This is a genomic window from Rossellomorea aquimaris (assembly GCF_020172085.1).
Taxonomy (GTDB): domain Bacteria; phylum Bacillota; class Bacilli; order Bacillales; family Bacillaceae_B; genus Rossellomorea; species Rossellomorea aquimaris_E.
The window spans coordinates 393900-409755 of record NZ_JAIVAT010000003.1 but is presented as its reverse complement, the minus strand read 5'-3'; the positions used below and the strand labels follow the sequence as shown (position 1 = coordinate 409755).

The following is a 15856-nucleotide window of genomic DNA, read 5'->3' as shown; positions in this document are numbered from 1 at the left end:
ACAGAGCTAGATGGTTCATAGAAAGTTAATATGGAGAAGAGCATTTTTTCAAAAACTACTTCATACTTTCGAAGATGATTTGATTGGAAGGAGGCATATTAACTGAAATAGCCAAATAAAAGAACCGGCTCTTGTCTTTTATCACCCTTCTTCCACGATTCTACCTTCCACTTCAGGGGAATTGGGTGAGTGGCTGGTGAGGTATTCACTCACCAACTCGTATAGATTTAAGTACAACTCTGAAACCCTCCCGCTTTCTTTTGCCTCCCGAAACATGGTAAAACCATCTCCTCCGTCGGCAAGAAATGCGTTAACTGCCACCCTGTATGACTTCGCAGTGTCAAGATTTTCTCCTTGCACCTTCACGTCCATGATCCGTTCCCCAGCCGGCCTTTCCGGATTAAAGTGAAATGATATGCCTGATACCTGTAGGAACTGCCCCGCTTCTTCATCCACTTTTGACACGCTATGTTCTAATGCTTGAAGGATTTCTTCTCCTGTCAGTTCCAGCGTAACAATGCTGTTGCCAAAAGGCAGAACTTCCAGCACATCTCCCAATGTGATGTCCCCTGCCTCGATCGAATTTCTGATGCCTCCCCCATTTTGGAAAGCGGCTTGAGTTGGGGCGTACCGGTTCGCTTTTTCCAGCATGGCATCTGTGATGAGATTGCCTAAATTGGTTTCTTTTGTCCGAACGTCATGACGGTTTCCGTTTAACGGTACGCTTGCAGATCCAATAAAAGTGCTCTTTAATTCTTCAATCGGCTCCTTTAATTGTGACAATCGCTCGAGAGCCCACGGATCAGGACGGAATATGTTATTTCCTTTTTTATCTTTTGCTAATACATCGATCAAACCAGCGTTCCAACTTGTTAATACACCCTCTTTCGAAAAAACCGCATCCACCTCCCCTAAAAACTTTCCGTACTCATTGGCTTGCACAATGATCGTTGGCTCAGATTTCAGGTTATATACAAGTGGACTGGTTAATTTAGAATGAGAGTGACCTCCAATGATGATGTCAATTCCTTTTACATCTTGAGCTAATTGTTTGTCACGGGATAAACCTAAGTGTGACAACAATATGATATGATGCACACCTTTTTGTTGCAGTTGAGCTATCTCATTTCTCACTTTTTTCTCAGCATCCTCGAACACAATCTTTTCATTTGGTTTTGAAAGAAATACTGTATCCTCTGTGGTTAGACCAATGATTCCAACTTTCACACCTTTCACAGAATGAATGATAGCAGGGTAAATACTGCCACCTTCCGCAGAGTCAGAGATCCGATCCTTCATTAGCGGGGCAAGATAACGATCAGCACGCACATCCACATTGCTGCTCACCACTGGAAAAGACAGTGATTTAATAAAATCTGCCAGTACCTTACTTCCTTTGTCGAATTCATGGTTTCCAAGAGTCATGGCGTCATACCCTATGTTGTTCATAAATTCGGCATCCGCTTGTCCGAGATATTGATTAAAAAAGAGCGTCCCTGAAAAGACATCCCCAGCATCCAAAAGAAGGATTTCCTTCTCCTTTTCTCGCACTTCCTTTATGGCCGTGTGCAGATATGGAGTGTTTTCTAAATGGGCATGCACATCATTTGTATGTAATATCGTTAATTGGAGCGAGCCCCCTTTTTCGATCGCTATTGCCTTTTCTTCTGGGACTAATGGATGTACGGTGGTCAATATGATGACAAGTAGGATGGCTAATGACATTCTGTTCTTCTTCACTTTCATCACTCCTGCAATGAACTCATTTGTGTCTACTATGCATCAAAAACCCTTGTTTTATGAGGAAATAAAAAAGCACTCCCCCGAAGGAGAGTGCTATTGAAATATAGATTAGTCAACCATATGGTCGCTTCCGAAGAAGTTTTTGAACATTTGGAATGTCGTTTCCCTGTTCAATGCGGCAATTGAAGTCGTCAAAGGAATTCCTTTCGGACAAGATTGCACACAGTTTTGTGAGTTCCCACAGTTGGCAAGTCCACCGTCGCCCATGATCGATTCAAGACGCTCATCCTGATTCATGGCACCCGTTGGATGCGCATTGAATAAGCGAACTTGAGATAATGGGGCAGGCCCGATGAAGTCTGATTTGCTGTTTACATTCGGACATGCTTCCAGACATACACCACAAGTCATACATTTTGATAGTTCATATGCCCACTGACGTTTCTTCTCAGGCATACGTGGTCCCGGACCAAGATCGTAAGTTCCATCAATCGGAATCCATGCTTTGACTTTCTTCAAGCTGTCGAACATGCGACTGCGGTCTACCTGCAGGTCACGAACAACAGGGAAAGTACGCATTGGCTCAAGACGGATCGGCTGTTCTAATTGATCAACCAACGCCGTACACGATTGTCTCGGCTTTCCGTTGATCACCATTGAACAAGCTCCACATACCTCTTCCAGACAGTTCATATCCCAGTTGATCGGAGTCGTGTGTTCCCCTTTTGCATTGACCGGATTACGACGGATTTCCATCAACGCGGAAATCACGTTCATATTCGGACGATAATCAAGTTCGAACTCTTCTTGGAAAGGGGCAGTTTCCGGGCTTTCTTGACGAGTAATGATAAAACGGACTTTTTTATTTTCACTCATCATTTATTTCCCCCTTTGCTCTTAGAATAGTCACGCTTACGCGGTGCGATTAGTGAAGTGTCAACTTCCTCGTAATGGAATTCGGGTGAATTCGTTGAAGCATTGTACTTAGCCATCGTCGTTTTCAGGAATTCTTCATCATTACGTTCAGGGAAGTCAGGCTTGTAATGAGCTCCACGGCTCTCATTACGGTTTAATGCACCGATTGTAATAACACGGGCAAGCTGCAGCATGTTCCACAATTGACGTGTGAACGTCGCTCCTTGGTTGCTCCATTTAGCCGTATCATTGATATTGATATTTTGGTAACGTTCCATCAGTTCCTGAATCTTCTCATCCGTTTGTTTCAGCTTGTCGTTATGGCGTACAACTGTAACATTATCCGTCATCCATTCACCAAGCTCTTTATGAATGACATACGCATTTTCCGTGCCATTCAGGGACATGATGTTGTTCCATTTTTCTTCTTCCTGTTTTACATAGCGGTCGAATACGGATGAAGGAACAGATTCAACCGTTTTCTCAAGACCCTCAATATATTTAATGGCATTAGGTCCGGCAACCATACCACCGTAGATAGCAGATAGTAATGAGTTCGCTCCCAATCGGTTTCCACCGTGCTGAGAATAATCACACTCACCAGCTGCGAATAAACCAGGTATATTGGTCATTTGATCATAGTCGACCCATAGACCACCCATTGAATAGTGAACCGCAGGGAAGATTTTCATTGGTACTTTACGTGGATCATCACCCATGAACTTCTCATAAATTTCGATGATTCCACCAAGCTTGATATCAAGCTCTTTTGAATCTTTATGAGATAGATCCAGGTACACCATGTTTTCACCGTTGATACCAAGCTTCTGGTTTACGCACACATCAAAGATTTCACGTGTTGCGATATCACGGGGAACAAGGTTTCCGTATGCAGGATACTTCTCTTCAAGGAAGTACCAAGGCTTACCGTCTTTATACGTCCAGACACGTCCACCTTCTCCACGTGCCGATTCACTCATGAGGCGAAGCTTATCGTCCCCAGGAATGGCTGTCGGGTGAATTTGAATGAACTCACCATTTGCATAATAAGCACCTTGCTGATAAACGATCGAAGCAGCTGAACCTGTATTGATGACAGAGTTTGTAGACTTTCCGAAAATAATTCCCGGTCCACCAGACGCCATAATAACGGCATCCGCTGCGAAGGATTTGATTTCCATCGTTTGAAGGTTTTGAGCAACGATCCCACGTGCGACTCCTTCGTCATCGATGACGACTCCAAGGAATTCCCAGCCTTCAAACTTGCTTACTAAACCTGCTACTTCATGACGGCGTACCTGCTCGTCCAAGGCGTATAATAATTGCTGACCAGTCGTAGCACCTGCGAAAGCGGTTCTATGGTGCTGTGTTCCACCGAAACGACGGAAATCCAGCAATCCTTCAGGTGTACGATTAAACATAACTCCCATACGGTCGAGTAAATGAATAATCCCTGGTGCTGCTTCAGTCATTGCCTTAACAGGCGGTTGATTCGCTAAGAAATCCCCACCGTATACCGTATCATCAAAATGTTCCCAAGGAGAGTCTCCTTCTCCCTTTGTATTAACGGCTCCGTTAATACCACCTTGTGCACATACAGAGTGGGAACGCTTAACGGGTACCAGTGAGAATAAATCCACTTGCGTTCCTTTTTCTGCTGCTTTAATTGTGGCCATCAGGCCGGCTAAACCGCCACCGACAACGATGATTTTGCCTTTACTCATCGTGACTCACTCCTTTTCCTACCATACTTCAGAGCACTTACTTAATCTATCAGACTCGTATATCGTTTCTGCTTATACGAAGGCAAAGATTGCACGCATACCGACAATCGATAACGCAACAAAAATCCCGATCGTAACATATGTAGCAATTAATTGAGAACGTGGTGTAACTGTAAGTCCCCAGCTAACGCAGAATGACCATAATCCATTTGCAAAGTGGAAAATCGTTGAAAGAACACCCAGCACATAAAATCCTAGCATCAATGGATTAGATAAAATGTTTTCCATCATTTGAAAGTTCACTTCAGCTCCAAAAGCTGCCGCGACTCTTGTTTCCCAGATATGCCATGTTACGAAAATGAATGTGATCACTCCAGATACACGTTGAAGTAAAAACATCCAGTTACGGAAATATCCAAACCTACTTGCATTATTCTTTGAAGTGAATGCAATGTAAATTCCGTAAATTGCATGGAAATACAATGGAAGGAAGATGATAAAGATTTCAAGGAAATAACGGAAAGGAAGACTTTCCATAAAGTGTGCCGCTTGGTTGAATGATTCTTCCCCACCAGTGGCAAAATGGTTCACGACTAAATGTTGTGTTAAAAATAATCCAACTGGAATAACACCTAGCAATGAATGAAGCCTGCGATAATTAAATTCTCGATTTCCAGCCATGATTTACCCCCCTTAATGATAAAATATGAATTCGTTTTCTAATGCCATTCATTACCAATTAGACGACGATACATATTTTATATTGTAACAATAATGTGACATGTTCATTTTACTCCCAAGGAGTGGAAGCGTCAAGAAAACGTATACATAAATTCGACAATACCGCAAAAATATTTTTAATATATTGATAACAGAAAAGACGAGGTTTCGTCCAATTAAATGTCCGAAAATTCTAATAAACGGACAATAAATATTATATCACCAAAATATCCCAAGGTTCTTTTTTCGACATATGGGATGATAATTCCCCTTTTCACGTATATAATAGTTTTATAGAAAGAGGGGATTTACTTGGAACAGAAAAAAGAAGAAGTGCATGAACCGTCCGTTCCAATCTTCGGATATGAAATGCTGCGCGACATATTGATTCCAGAAATATTAGGGAAGCATACGCCCGACATTCTTTACTGGGGTGGAAAACAACTCTCCCGGAAATTCCCACTGCAGTCAACGGAGGAAGTATCCTCTTTTTTCAATGAGGCCGGCTGGGGTGTCCTTACACTTCTGGAACAGAAAAAGAACGAAATGACCTTTGAGTTAAACGGACCAGTGATCGAACGGCGTCTGTCTATGAAAACAGATGTAAACTTCAAATTGGAAACAGGCTTTATTGCCGAACAAATTCAGCTTCAAAGAAAATGCGTGGCAGAAGCTGCTGATGAATTACATAAACGAAACAAATCAGTGAAAGTGGTTGTGAGATGGGACGATAAAGACCGAATTGAATAGGCCTGTTCAATCTCTAATAAAGGGTTGCTCTGTATGTCCAGGGCAACCCTTTTTTATGATAATTTTACAGCGTGATTTCTTCCATTTTCACTGCATCAAGATTGAAGGCAGTATGTAAGACACCGGCTGCCTTTTGCATATTTTCCCCGTCTACGACCGTAGACACCTTAATCTCAGAGGTACTGACCATCTTCACGACAATGTCATGCTGAGCCAGTACTTCAAACATTTCCGCAGCAACACCAGGATTGGAAATCATACCTGAACCGACGATCGATACTTTCGCCAGCCCGCTTTCATGCTCGATATGTGTGAAATCCAACTGCTCTTTATTTTGCTCCAGCACAGCAAGGGTTTCCTCAAGATCCTGCTCTTTGATGGAGAAGGAAAGATTCGTTGTATGTTGATCCGTCTGGGTCTGAATGATGATGTCTACATTTAAATGATTTTTTGCTAACGTGGTGAATACGGATGAAAGTCCTGTTAAAGCGTTTTGTAGTCCAAATACAGTAACACGCGTAATTTCATTTTCAAAGGCTACGCCTCTCACAATTAAGTTCTGTTCCATGCTTGCTTCCTCCTCAATATACGTTCCTTCCACTCTTTCAATGCTGGATCTGACTTCTAACGGTATCTGATAATTCTTGGCAAACTCCACTGCTCTTGGATGCAGGACCCCCGCCCCAAGGTTCGCAAGTTCAAGCATTTCATCATAGGAAATGGACGGTAACTTTCTTGCCCCTTGAATATATCGTGGATCTGTCGTGTATACTCCGTCCACATCTGTATAAATGTCACAGCGTTCAGCCTTGAGGGCGGCCGCTATGGCTACGGCAGTAGTATCGGATCCGCCTCTTCCAAGTGTGGTGATCTCTCCTGCCTCAGTCATCCCCTGGAATCCAGCTACGATAACCACCCTGCCTTCCTGAAGGTGAGCCGACATTTTTTCGGTATGAATATTGGTAATCCGCGCATTGCTATGAACAGATTCCGTCTCAATACCTGCCTGCCAGCCGGTGAATGAAATGGCATCATGCCCTGATTGGATGAGGGCCATCGTCAGGAGGGATATGGTCACCTGCTCTCCGGTTGAAAGCAGCATATCCATTTCCCTTTTACTCGGCTGTGACGTAATTTCCCTCGCCAGTCCGACGAGTGTATCCGTCGTTTTCCCCATGGCAGATACGACGACGACCACATCGTTTCCCCTTTCTTTCTCTTCAATGATCCTTGACGCAACATTTTGAATTCTTTCCACAGATCCTACAGATGTTCCTCCGAATTTTTGAACAATAATACTCACGACTTCTCCCTCTTTCTGAGCGCATACTCGCTACTCTTTTTGATGATGAAGAGTACAATCACAATCATCCTAAACGTTCATAGAACAGGATTTGTTTGACCAAACCCTGCGCTGATAATAAAAAAAGCAATGAGAATAATATCTCATTGCTTTATGAACATACAGCAGAACATACAAATAGGTTCATCGGCATTGTGAGATAGCTCTCCAAGATTGAATCATCTTGACAATCCTACATTTCTTAAACGTAGAACCAGCGGATACAGCATGAGACTATAGCCACTTCGGCGATTCTCCCCTTTCCAGACATCTCAATGGAGCTCATTCTCCTCTTTGCCTGTACTCTTGAAGTTCGCACCTCTATCACCACTTTTAAAAGTGATAATGTTATAAATTTTCGTTAATTATAGCACAGAGGAAATATTGATTCAATGATTAATTGATTCAATATTTCCTTTTTATTGGTTGGTAAGCCGTTTCTAATGAGCAAGTAGTGGTTGATTTGCGCTCCAGGTGCTCGCTTTCCGCGGGGCTGGCGGTGAGCCTTCTCGGGCTATTGTAGTGGGAGTTCTATACTTGTCCAGCCCCGCTTTTCGGGATTTCCCGCAGGAGTCGAGCACCTTCCGCTCCAATCAACTCTGCTTGTTCACTAGTGTCTGCTGAAGAAATAAATAAACCGAACAATCTTTCTGTTTGAAGTAAAAGAATATGACTTTCAAGCAACACTTACTTCAACTTCTCCACCAATACCTTCGCGACGGCTTCGGGTATTCCAATTTCCATGAATTCTTCCGCTGTCGCATCCTTCATCTTTTTCATTGAACCGAAGTGCTTGAGAAGTTGTTTTTTCCTTTTCGGTCCGATGCCGTCGATTTCATCAAGGGTGGATTGGAAGGCGCTTTTTCCTCTCAGCTGGCGGTGGAAGGTGATGGCAAAGCGGTGGACTTCGTCCTGGATCCGTTGAAGAAGGTAAAATTCCTGGCTTCGTTTCTCCAGAGGAACGATTTGTAACGGGTTCCCGTAAAGCAATTCCGACGTCTGATGCTTATCATCTTTCGCAAGTCCCCCGATTGGGATATCGAGGCCCAGTTCATTCTCGATGACATCCCTCGCAGCTTCGATCTGCCCTTTCCCACCATCGATGATAATGAGGTCCGGTAAAGGAAGTGCGTCTTTCAACACCCTTGTATACCTTCTGCGCACAACTTCCCTCATAGAATCATAATCATCGGGGCCTTTTACCGTTTTAATCTTATACTTGCGATATTCTTTCTTCGCAGGTTTGCCGTCCACGAATACGATCATGGCCGATACAGGATCTGATCCTTGAATATTGGAGTTGTCAAACGCTTCGATCCGGAATGGGGTATAAATGCCCATGTGTTCCCCGAGACGTTCGATCGCTTTGATCGTCCTTTCTTCATCTCTTTCAATAAGGGCGAACTTTTCCCCGAGCGCCTGCTTGGCATTTTTCTCGGCAAGCTTTACGAGCTCTTTCTTCTTCCCGCGTTTCGGCTGGGTCATCTTCACCTCAAGAAGCTTTTCAGCGAGATCGATATCGATTTCCTCAGGCAGGAAGATTTCCTTCGGCTTAAAATGATTGGACTTTGAGTAGAACTGACCCAGGAACGTCAGGAACTCGTCCTCTGGTTCATTATATAGGGGGAATAGGGAAACATCCCTCTCTATAAGCTTTCCTTGACGCACAAAGAATACCTGTACACACATCCAGCCTTTATCGACGGAATATCCGAACACATCACGATCTGTGAAATCCGTCATCGTCATTTTTTGCTTTTCCATCGTTGCTTCAATGTGCAGGATCTGATCCCGGAACTCCTTCGCCCTTTCGAATTCCAAGTTCTCTGCCGCTTCGTTCATTTTCACCGTTAGCTGATTCTTGATATCTTTATAGCCGCCATTCAAGAAACGGGTTATTTCATCCGTCATGTCACGGTAAGTGTCTTTGCTCACTTCTTTAATGCAGGGAGCGAGACATTGCCCCATATGATAGTAAAGACAGGCACGGTCAGGAAGGGTCGTACACTTTCGTAACGGATACAGGCGATCGAGTAGCTTTTTCGTTTCATTTGCGGCTCCCACGTTCGGGTATGGTCCGAAGTATTTCCCCTTACCCCTTTGGACTTTACGGGTGGTGATGAGCCTTGGGTGTCGTTCATTCGTTAATTTTATGAACGGATAGCTTTTGTCATCCTTTAACATGACATTATACTTAGGGTCATATTTTTTGATCAGATTCATTTCGAGCACGAGGGCTTCCAGATCAGATGACGTCATGATGTATTCGAAGTCTTCGATTTCCCCTACAAGGCGCTGGGTCTTTGCATCATGGGAACCTGTGAAATAAGAACGAACACGGTTCTTCAACACTTTCGCTTTTCCCACATAGATAATCGTCCCTTGCCTGTCCTTCATTAAATAACATCCAGGCTGGTCAGGAAGCAGCGCTAATTTATTTGTGATATTCTGATTCATCATTCTTCCTCCTTCCTAGGTTTCTCCCACTTGTATAGTGTAAGGTCATGATAGATCGGGTCGGTGAGCTCACTTGAATGGAAATGCTTTTCTACTTTAATGAATTCGTCCACCGAGATTCCCTGATCCTTAAAGCCTTCCACCACTTTATCCGTCAGATAAATATCGCGGTCAGGGTAATATCCTGCGTCAGTGGCAAACACTTCATAAGTTTGTACTTTCTTATGAGTAAATGGAACGGCAAGATATTCGAGCACCCTTGACTCTTCCCACGTATAAACGACAAGTGGCCGACCTTCTCCTTCTAAATAATCGGCCATCTGATAGACTGCCGGAGTTTCTGATGTATGAGTATATAATAGCTTACTTGTATGGAAAACCTGAAGCAGAAGGAACAAGATTAGAAAAAGCGATACCCCTTTGGATCGTCTTCTTGAAAAAAGCGCTCCCGCAATCAGAAACAAACTCATCCCGATCAAAGGCAGGGCATGACGGGGCTTCATCACATTCTGGGCGAATATTGCCCAAAGAAAATAACTGCCAAGAAGAATCAGCATCAGTCTTGTCAGATAATACTTCCCTATCGAAGAATTCCTGAACACGCTGAGACCCACAACCAAACAGAGGAGGAGGAGAAGCGATTCACCCGCACTTCCAACCCAAATCGTGTTCACAAAGAGCAATTTAAAAAACCTCTCCGACATGCTGAGATCCGACGCTCCGATCGCACCACCCCATTCCTGGAAATGTCCATTCGTGAAAGAAAGCGCCAAGCGAAGAAAGCTCCCGTATCCGCCTTCAGATATACTAATCCCTGAAACCCATAGAAGCTGGAAGAGAATCGCAATCAGAATGTAGACGAGCATGTCCAAGACCTTCAGCATCCCGGATTTCCATTTGCTATAAATGACCATCAGGATGCCGATCCCAAGGACCAGGTAGGATAACCTGATTCCAAGAAGGAGACTGAATAGAAACAGAGGGAGAATGAGGTAGGCGTTATGGGATTTCTCTTTCGCAAACACCAAACTCCATATATACCACCACATCATCCCGAGGGCAGCTCCCTCGGACATGGGCTGATTCACCATCAGGATCGTAAAGCTGCTTGTATAGATAAACGCCGTCGCCATCATTGCATAAGACGGCACGGTCATTCTTTTTACTAATAGAAAAAGCGGAATGATCGCACTTCCGTAAAGGAAGATATTAAAGAGGGTCAATGCTTGAGCCGGGTCATCCACAAACAGATGAAGGGCTTTCCCCCCCAGGATGAAATAAGGGTACCCGGGAAAATGGGGCTGCATCTGGTACATATCAAAATGCAGGACACCTAGTGCGAAATCCACCATGTCCCACGTAGCCGCGAAGGACGGAACCCATATGAGCTGCAGAACAAAAACTGCTATCACAGCAAACGCCCCGACACCATTCGCCAGGCTAACATACTTCCCCATCTTCTCTCTCACCAACTTCACCCTCACACATTATATATATTCATTCTTCATTCAAACAAGTAAGACTGTTTACGTAAACATTGTTACTTTTAAGGAGCGAGTAGTGGTTGATTTCCGCTCCAGGTGCTCGCTTTCCGCGGGGCTGGCGGTGAGCCTCCTCGGGCTAAAGCCCTGCGGGGTCTCACCTGTCCAGCGTTTCCCGCAGGAGTCGAGCACCTTCCGCTCCAATCAACTTTCCAAGCGTAAGTTTGTTACTATAACTAAAAAATGTCAGAATCGCTAGAAACCAAATCATTTTTAAAGACTGAAGTAATCAAATGTAGTTATTTGTGAAATCCTCTCTCTCCTTGTTTTTTAATCATTTAGCTCTGTCAGCCAAAACTTCTATAAAGGGAGAGGGGAACTGCGTAGACTCCTACGGAAAACGGGCGTGCCGAGACCCCGGAAGCGAAATTTGCTGAGGAGGCTCGGCCGAACGTCCGTGGAAAGCGGAGCAGTTTCACTCTCCCTCAACTACTAACTTATTGACAGAGTAGCTGTAAATCAAGTCTGAATCAATATCAAAATACACTTTGCAAAAGAGGATAAAAAAAAGGACCAAACATACATTCCTCTATAGAGTGTACACCTTTCGAAAAGGGTGTTCAATCTTTAAGGTAATGATGTTTGGCACGAAACATACATTATTTAGCTTGCGGACTCAAATCCTTGACACCCGCTTTGACCTCTTCCTTAGCTTTCACCGTCTTCGGCTTTGAGGACGTAAGGAAGTAAATGGCTACGAAATACCCGATGTACGCCATCACCTCTTCGATGGATGGCATAGAAGAATATCCGAACAACGCTTTAAGGAAGATGCCGACATCACCTGACATCAACGGGGCAGTCCCCGTATCACGCAGGAAGTGGGCATAATCGATCGGATGCTCTGGGAGTATCCATGTCAGATCGTAAAGATGCGGAATCACACTGCCGATCAATCCTATATCCTGCATCATGGAAATCGCCTGTACAAGAAGCCCTGCAGAGATCAGGATAATGAATGCACCTGTCACTTTAAAGAAGCTCTTCAATGAAATTCTCATTGTGCCTTTAAAGAAGAAGTATGCCACTACACTCCCGATGACGACACCAGTGATCGCTCCCCAGCCCTGCATGGCGGCTCCAATATCTCCACCTGTGATGGCGGCGAAGAAGAATACAGTCTCTACACCTTCACGCAGAACAACGAGGAACGAATGAATGACCATACCGACAATGTTCCCTGTCGAGATGAAGTGATTCATCTTTCCTTCCATATTCCCCTTCAGGTCGCGACTGTGCTTTGCCATCCAAAAGACCATTTGGGTAAGCAGGACGGATGAGATCAGCATAATCCCGATTTTCAAATACATCTCACTTCCCATGGCGGCAAATCCGGTAAAGACGACCTGAAAGAGCATCGCGACACCGACACTGGCCAAAATCGCTAATCCGGCCCCAAGCCAGACAAATTTAGTATATCGACCATGATCCGTTTTCTTCAGATAGGTGGTAATGATCCCGACGATCAATAAAGCCTCGAGGACTTCACGAAAGGTGATCAGCAAAGCTTGTAATTCCACGGTTGTTCCCCCTTACTAGCTGTGACGCATTATTTATCTCTTCCTCTTATTTACGTTTTCTGACGGCATAAATGATCGCTGCTGCAAGTATCCCTGCAATGATGATAATGGGAAGCCAATTCTTTAGGTTGGAAATATCCGTCCATTCCTGTTTCTGGCTTGCATCCTCTGTCGCACTTTCAGCGAAATGCCCAACTTCCAGACTCTTAATGTCAAATTCCTTTTGAAGGGAATCCTTTATGAACGTTTTACTTTGTTTAAACGCATCCTGATCAGCTTTCTTCGTACCAACTCCGAACAATCCGGGATTCCCTAAAGATTCCAACGCTTGATCAAATTCAGTCCTGATCTTTTGATCTAATTCAGGATTCTTCCCTTCTACCTTGGGAGATAACGTTTTATATGTAGCAAACCCTTTTGCGAGTAATCGCTTACTAGTATCATATTCCGAAAAGTTTTTATCAATGCTCTCAAGTCTTCTGGCAATATTCAGGACAAGGAGTTCATCTAAGTTTTCAATAGCTTGTTCTTTTTCTTTGTCATCCAGATTCTGCAGAATGACCTTGGAAGGTTCCTCTCCCATATGCTGGTCCACTTCTTCTTGAACCGTTTCATAAATCTTTTTCGATTCTGAAAAGTTTGGAGGGTTTTCATCAAGCTTGATCATCATTTCTTTATATGCTTCTGCTATTTTTTCTTCACTTGGATCACCGTATGAATAAGCGGCAGCCTGTGAAGTCAGCATGATATTGATTAATAAAAACACGAGTACACTCGTTATGAACGTTTTTTTCATGTATGGTTCCCTCCTGTTTTCAATGATAATGATTATCATTCGTATTGTCAATAAAAAATAAGCACTCTTCCGTTGGAGGAAAGTGCTTATTTTTCACGATTTGGACAATAATATACGATTCGAAACGCTATTTTGCAAAATGATTCGTTCCTTCAACTGAAGGGATGAAATGCGCCTGCTCTTCTACATAAACTTTTTTCACCGGCTTGTTCATCTCTTTCAAAATGGCCGGAAGAACAGAAGACATATAGGATTGGAACTTGATGAAGGAGCGGCCCGTCGTCCGTACATGATACAGAATCGGGATCTCCATCACCCTGAATCCTTTGCGGACAAGATTCAAGGTCAGTACTTGAGCATAATTGTAATCGTGTATGATTTCAGCATGTTCCATCGCCTGTTTTGAGAACGCCCGCATCCCGGACTGTCCATCATATATCCACTTTCGAAGCAATAAAGATTGAAGAACCGTGAAGCAGTAATTTCCTAAACGCCGGTGAAGTTTCATCCCATTGATGGTGCCCAGGAATCTCGACCCCATCGTGTAATCCGCCTCTCCTTGGAAGATCGGCAGTAATAGATCCGGGATCTGTTCAGGAGGATACTCTCCGTCTGCATCAATCATGACTCCGATATGGGCACCCAATTCAACGGATGCTTTCAAACCTTCTCTCACAGCAGCGCCGAGACCCCGGTTATGGTCAAAGGTGATGATGTGATCAGCGCCTGCCCGTTTCGACACCTCAACCGTCCTATCGTTTGAGCCGTCATTGATGACCAATACCTCCACCTCAACGGAAGGGTGGAAGGAACGGGGCACCCGTCTGATGACGTCCCCGATCGACTCTTCTTCATTATGGGCAGGCATGAAAACGATGACTTTCTGTTTATTCATGTTGCATCCAACTCTCCTTTAATGCTTCGTTTAACACAGGTCCCCTGCTGTTCCCCGGAAATGGTGCCCCCAATAAATGAGCGATGGTCGGAGCCATGGATACCAGGCTATGTTTCTCCTGGATCTTCTCACCCTGCTTCACTCCAGGACCAACCATAAAGAAAGGAACGAATCTTTCACCTTCATCGAGATGACCGTGTCCGCCGATTCCATCGGCCTGTCCGTGATCGGCACAGATCATAAGGGTCGTGTTTTCCATCTTCCCTTCCGCTTCCAGCCACTCGACGTATTCTTGTACTAAACGATCTGCTTCTTCAATTTTCTCAATATATTCATCGTATAAGACCCCTCTACTATGCCCAATTTGATCGGTACCGATTAATTGAACGATAAAAAGATCCGGGTCTTGTTCTTCCATGATCTTTTTCGCTTTATTAATAATATTTCGATCCGCTTTGTCTTTATGCATCACGGCCGTGACGGTTTCAACGTCTTGACCGAATGAATCGACCAGGTGGGCGATCCCTAACATCTTCCCTTTTTTCCCTACCTTTCGTAGTGAATCAAAGATACTCTCCACTTTGATCCCTAACTTCCAGACCATATTGGATTTCATACCATGTTCTTTAGGGTACGTACCTGTGAACATGGAAGAGAAGCACACAACGGTTCTCGCAGGATACACGGTTTCCATATTTAAATACTCCGTTCCCTTTTCCATCAATCCATCCAGATACGGCGTATTCGCTTCATAAAAACGTTCTTTCCTCATCCCGTCGATCACAATGACCACCACTTTATCATTAAGGGCTTCAGCGGAAGGTACACCGGAAGTAAAGGAGTCATACTGCTTCGGCTTCCAGTCGAATAGGAAATGATGCAAAATGAAAGCTAAAGCGAATACCGCACCACAAAAAATGAAATAGTGAGTCGTAGGCAGTAATTCACCCGTAGACAGATTCGTCATCATCCCGTCCCAAACCGCTAACAAGAGAAGGAATTTCGGAAGTTGTTCCTGTGCGTTTCCGCTCGTTGAGTCACTATTCTTCAATACCAGTTTCCAGAACCGGGTGAAATTCAGCCAGTCCGTTCCGATCCGCAGGTGATAATAGAATGTTCCCCAGAAAAAGACGGTAAAGAAGAAATAAAGACCGATCCCAAATCCCCATAGAGCTAAATTAGGTGATTCGAAGAGTAGGAGATACCCTATCACCGGAATCCATAAATAGTTCCGCAAGAACAATGGAAAGTCATAATAAAAATATAAAATAAACAGCGGCAGGGTAAATAACAAGCTTATAAGGAATGGGAACCATTCTCCATGAAGCAATTCCTGAAAATGAAAGATCATCATGGTCCCAATGACAAAAATAGGGGTGAATGGTTTTCCTTCATTCAGGAGATTCCAGCATCTGGCCGCCGTTTTTTCGAATTTTGATGCGCTCTTCAATTT

Annotated in this window: 13 protein-coding genes and 1 riboswitch; of the genes, 1 reads left to right on the top strand and 12 read right to left on the bottom strand. The window is 44.0% G+C overall.

The genetic code is table 11. The features are described from left to right. Nucleotides 1-141: 141 nt before the first annotated feature. The 4 genes from LCL96_RS02755 to LCL96_RS02740 all read right to left on the bottom strand — a co-directional run bounded on the left by LCL96_RS02755 (nt 142) and on the right by LCL96_RS02740 (nt 5063). Entirely contained in the window at nt 142-1740 is a 1599-nt protein-coding gene (locus LCL96_RS02755) for a bifunctional metallophosphatase/5'-nucleotidase (protein WP_224939946.1), read from the bottom strand. 111 nt (nt 1741-1851) lie between these two features. Further along, nucleotides 1852-2619 (bottom strand): succinate dehydrogenase iron-sulfur subunit, encoded by a 768-nt coding sequence (gene sdhB / locus LCL96_RS02750; RefSeq protein ID WP_060671328.1) that lies wholly within the window; start codon nt 2617-2619, stop codon nt 1852-1854. Beyond that, a complete protein-coding gene (sdhA, locus tag LCL96_RS02745; protein ID WP_224939945.1) occupies nt 2619-4382 on the bottom strand; it encodes a succinate dehydrogenase flavoprotein subunit in 1764 nt (587 codons plus the stop codon). Before sdhA ends, sdhB begins: the two co-directional genes overlap by 1 nt. A gap of 72 nt (nt 4383-4454) precedes the next feature. After that, complete coding sequence (locus LCL96_RS02740; protein WP_098439694.1) at nt 4455-5063, bottom strand: succinate dehydrogenase cytochrome b558 subunit; 609 nt, start codon at nt 5061-5063, stop codon at nt 4455-4457. A 408-nt stretch (nt 5064-5471) separates the two neighbouring features. On the opposite strand from LCL96_RS02740, the gene LCL96_RS02735 reads away from it, so the two are divergent. Continuing rightward, nucleotides 5472-5852, top strand: a complete 381-nt coding sequence (locus LCL96_RS02735) for a YslB family protein (RefSeq protein WP_397549668.1) — start codon at nt 5472-5474, stop codon at nt 5850-5852. Between the two features lie 64 nt (nt 5853-5916). On the opposite strand, the gene LCL96_RS02730 is transcribed toward LCL96_RS02735, so the two are convergent. From LCL96_RS02730 to LCL96_RS02695, 8 genes are all read right to left on the bottom strand, one after another. Further along, a complete protein-coding gene (locus LCL96_RS02730) occupies nt 5917-7155 on the bottom strand; it encodes an aspartate kinase (RefSeq protein WP_224939943.1) in 1239 nt (412 codons plus the stop codon). A 192-nt stretch (nt 7156-7347) separates the two neighbouring features. Then, a riboswitch (Lysine riboswitch) is annotated at nt 7348-7526 on the bottom strand. A 199-nt stretch (nt 7527-7725) separates the two neighbouring features. Next, nucleotides 7726-7881: a hypothetical protein gene (locus LCL96_RS02725; RefSeq protein WP_224939942.1), complete on the bottom strand. Its 156-nt coding sequence runs from the start codon at nt 7879-7881 to the stop codon at nt 7726-7728. Then, the gene (uvrC, locus tag LCL96_RS02720; protein WP_224941269.1) at nt 7882-9651 is read right to left on the bottom strand and encodes an excinuclease ABC subunit UvrC; all 1770 of its coding nucleotides are present in this window, start codon (nt 9649-9651) and stop codon (nt 7882-7884) included. Then, a complete protein-coding gene (locus LCL96_RS02715; protein WP_224939941.1) occupies nt 9651-11108 on the bottom strand; it encodes a hypothetical protein in 1458 nt (485 codons plus the stop codon). The genes uvrC and LCL96_RS02715 overlap by 1 nt, the downstream gene beginning before the upstream one ends. Before the next feature lie 683 nt (nt 11109-11791). Continuing rightward, a complete protein-coding gene (locus LCL96_RS02710; protein WP_224939940.1) occupies nt 11792-12712 on the bottom strand; it encodes an FTR1 family iron permease in 921 nt (306 codons plus the stop codon). Between the two features lie 46 nt (nt 12713-12758). After that, entirely contained in the window at nt 12759-13508 is a 750-nt protein-coding gene (locus tag LCL96_RS02705) for a hypothetical protein (protein ID WP_224939939.1), read from the bottom strand. 127 nt (nt 13509-13635) lie between these two features. Beyond that, nucleotides 13636-14403 carry a glycosyltransferase family 2 protein gene (locus LCL96_RS02700; protein ID WP_224939938.1) on the bottom strand — a complete coding sequence of 256 codons (768 nt, stop codon included), beginning with the start codon at nt 14401-14403 and terminating at the stop codon, nt 13636-13638. Next, nucleotides 14396-15853 (bottom strand): alkaline phosphatase family protein, encoded by a 1458-nt coding sequence (locus tag LCL96_RS02695; protein WP_224941268.1) that lies wholly within the window; start codon nt 15851-15853, stop codon nt 14396-14398. The genes LCL96_RS02700 and LCL96_RS02695 overlap by 8 nt, the downstream gene beginning before the upstream one ends. Nucleotides 15854-15856 lie beyond the last annotated feature (3 nt).

Coding starts and splice junctions, on each gene's coding strand:
- sdhB (WP_060671328.1), bottom strand. CDS start 2,619: ATGAGTGAAAATAAAAAAGTCCGTTTTATCATTACTCGTCAAGAAAGC.
- sdhA (WP_224939945.1), bottom strand. CDS start 4,382: ATGAGTAAAGGCAAAATCATCGTTGTCGGTGGCGGTTTAGCCGGCCTG.
- LCL96_RS02740 (WP_098439694.1), bottom strand. CDS start 5,063: ATGGCTGGAAATCGAGAATTTAATTATCGCAGGCTTCATTCATTGCTA.
- LCL96_RS02735 (WP_397549668.1), top strand. CDS start 5,472: ATGCTGCGCGACATATTGATTCCAGAAATATTAGGGAAGCATACGCCC.
- uvrC (WP_224941269.1), bottom strand. CDS start 9,651: ATGAATCAGAATATCACAAATAAATTAGCGCTGCTTCCTGACCAGCCT.
- LCL96_RS02715 (WP_224939941.1), bottom strand. CDS start 11,108: ATGGGGAAGTATGTTAGCCTGGCGAATGGTGTCGGGGCGTTTGCTGTG.
- LCL96_RS02705 (WP_224939939.1), bottom strand. CDS start 13,508: ATGAAAAAAACGTTCATAACGAGTGTACTCGTGTTTTTATTAATCAAT.
- LCL96_RS02700 (WP_224939938.1), bottom strand. CDS start 14,403: ATGAATAAACAGAAAGTCATCGTTTTCATGCCTGCCCATAATGAAGAA.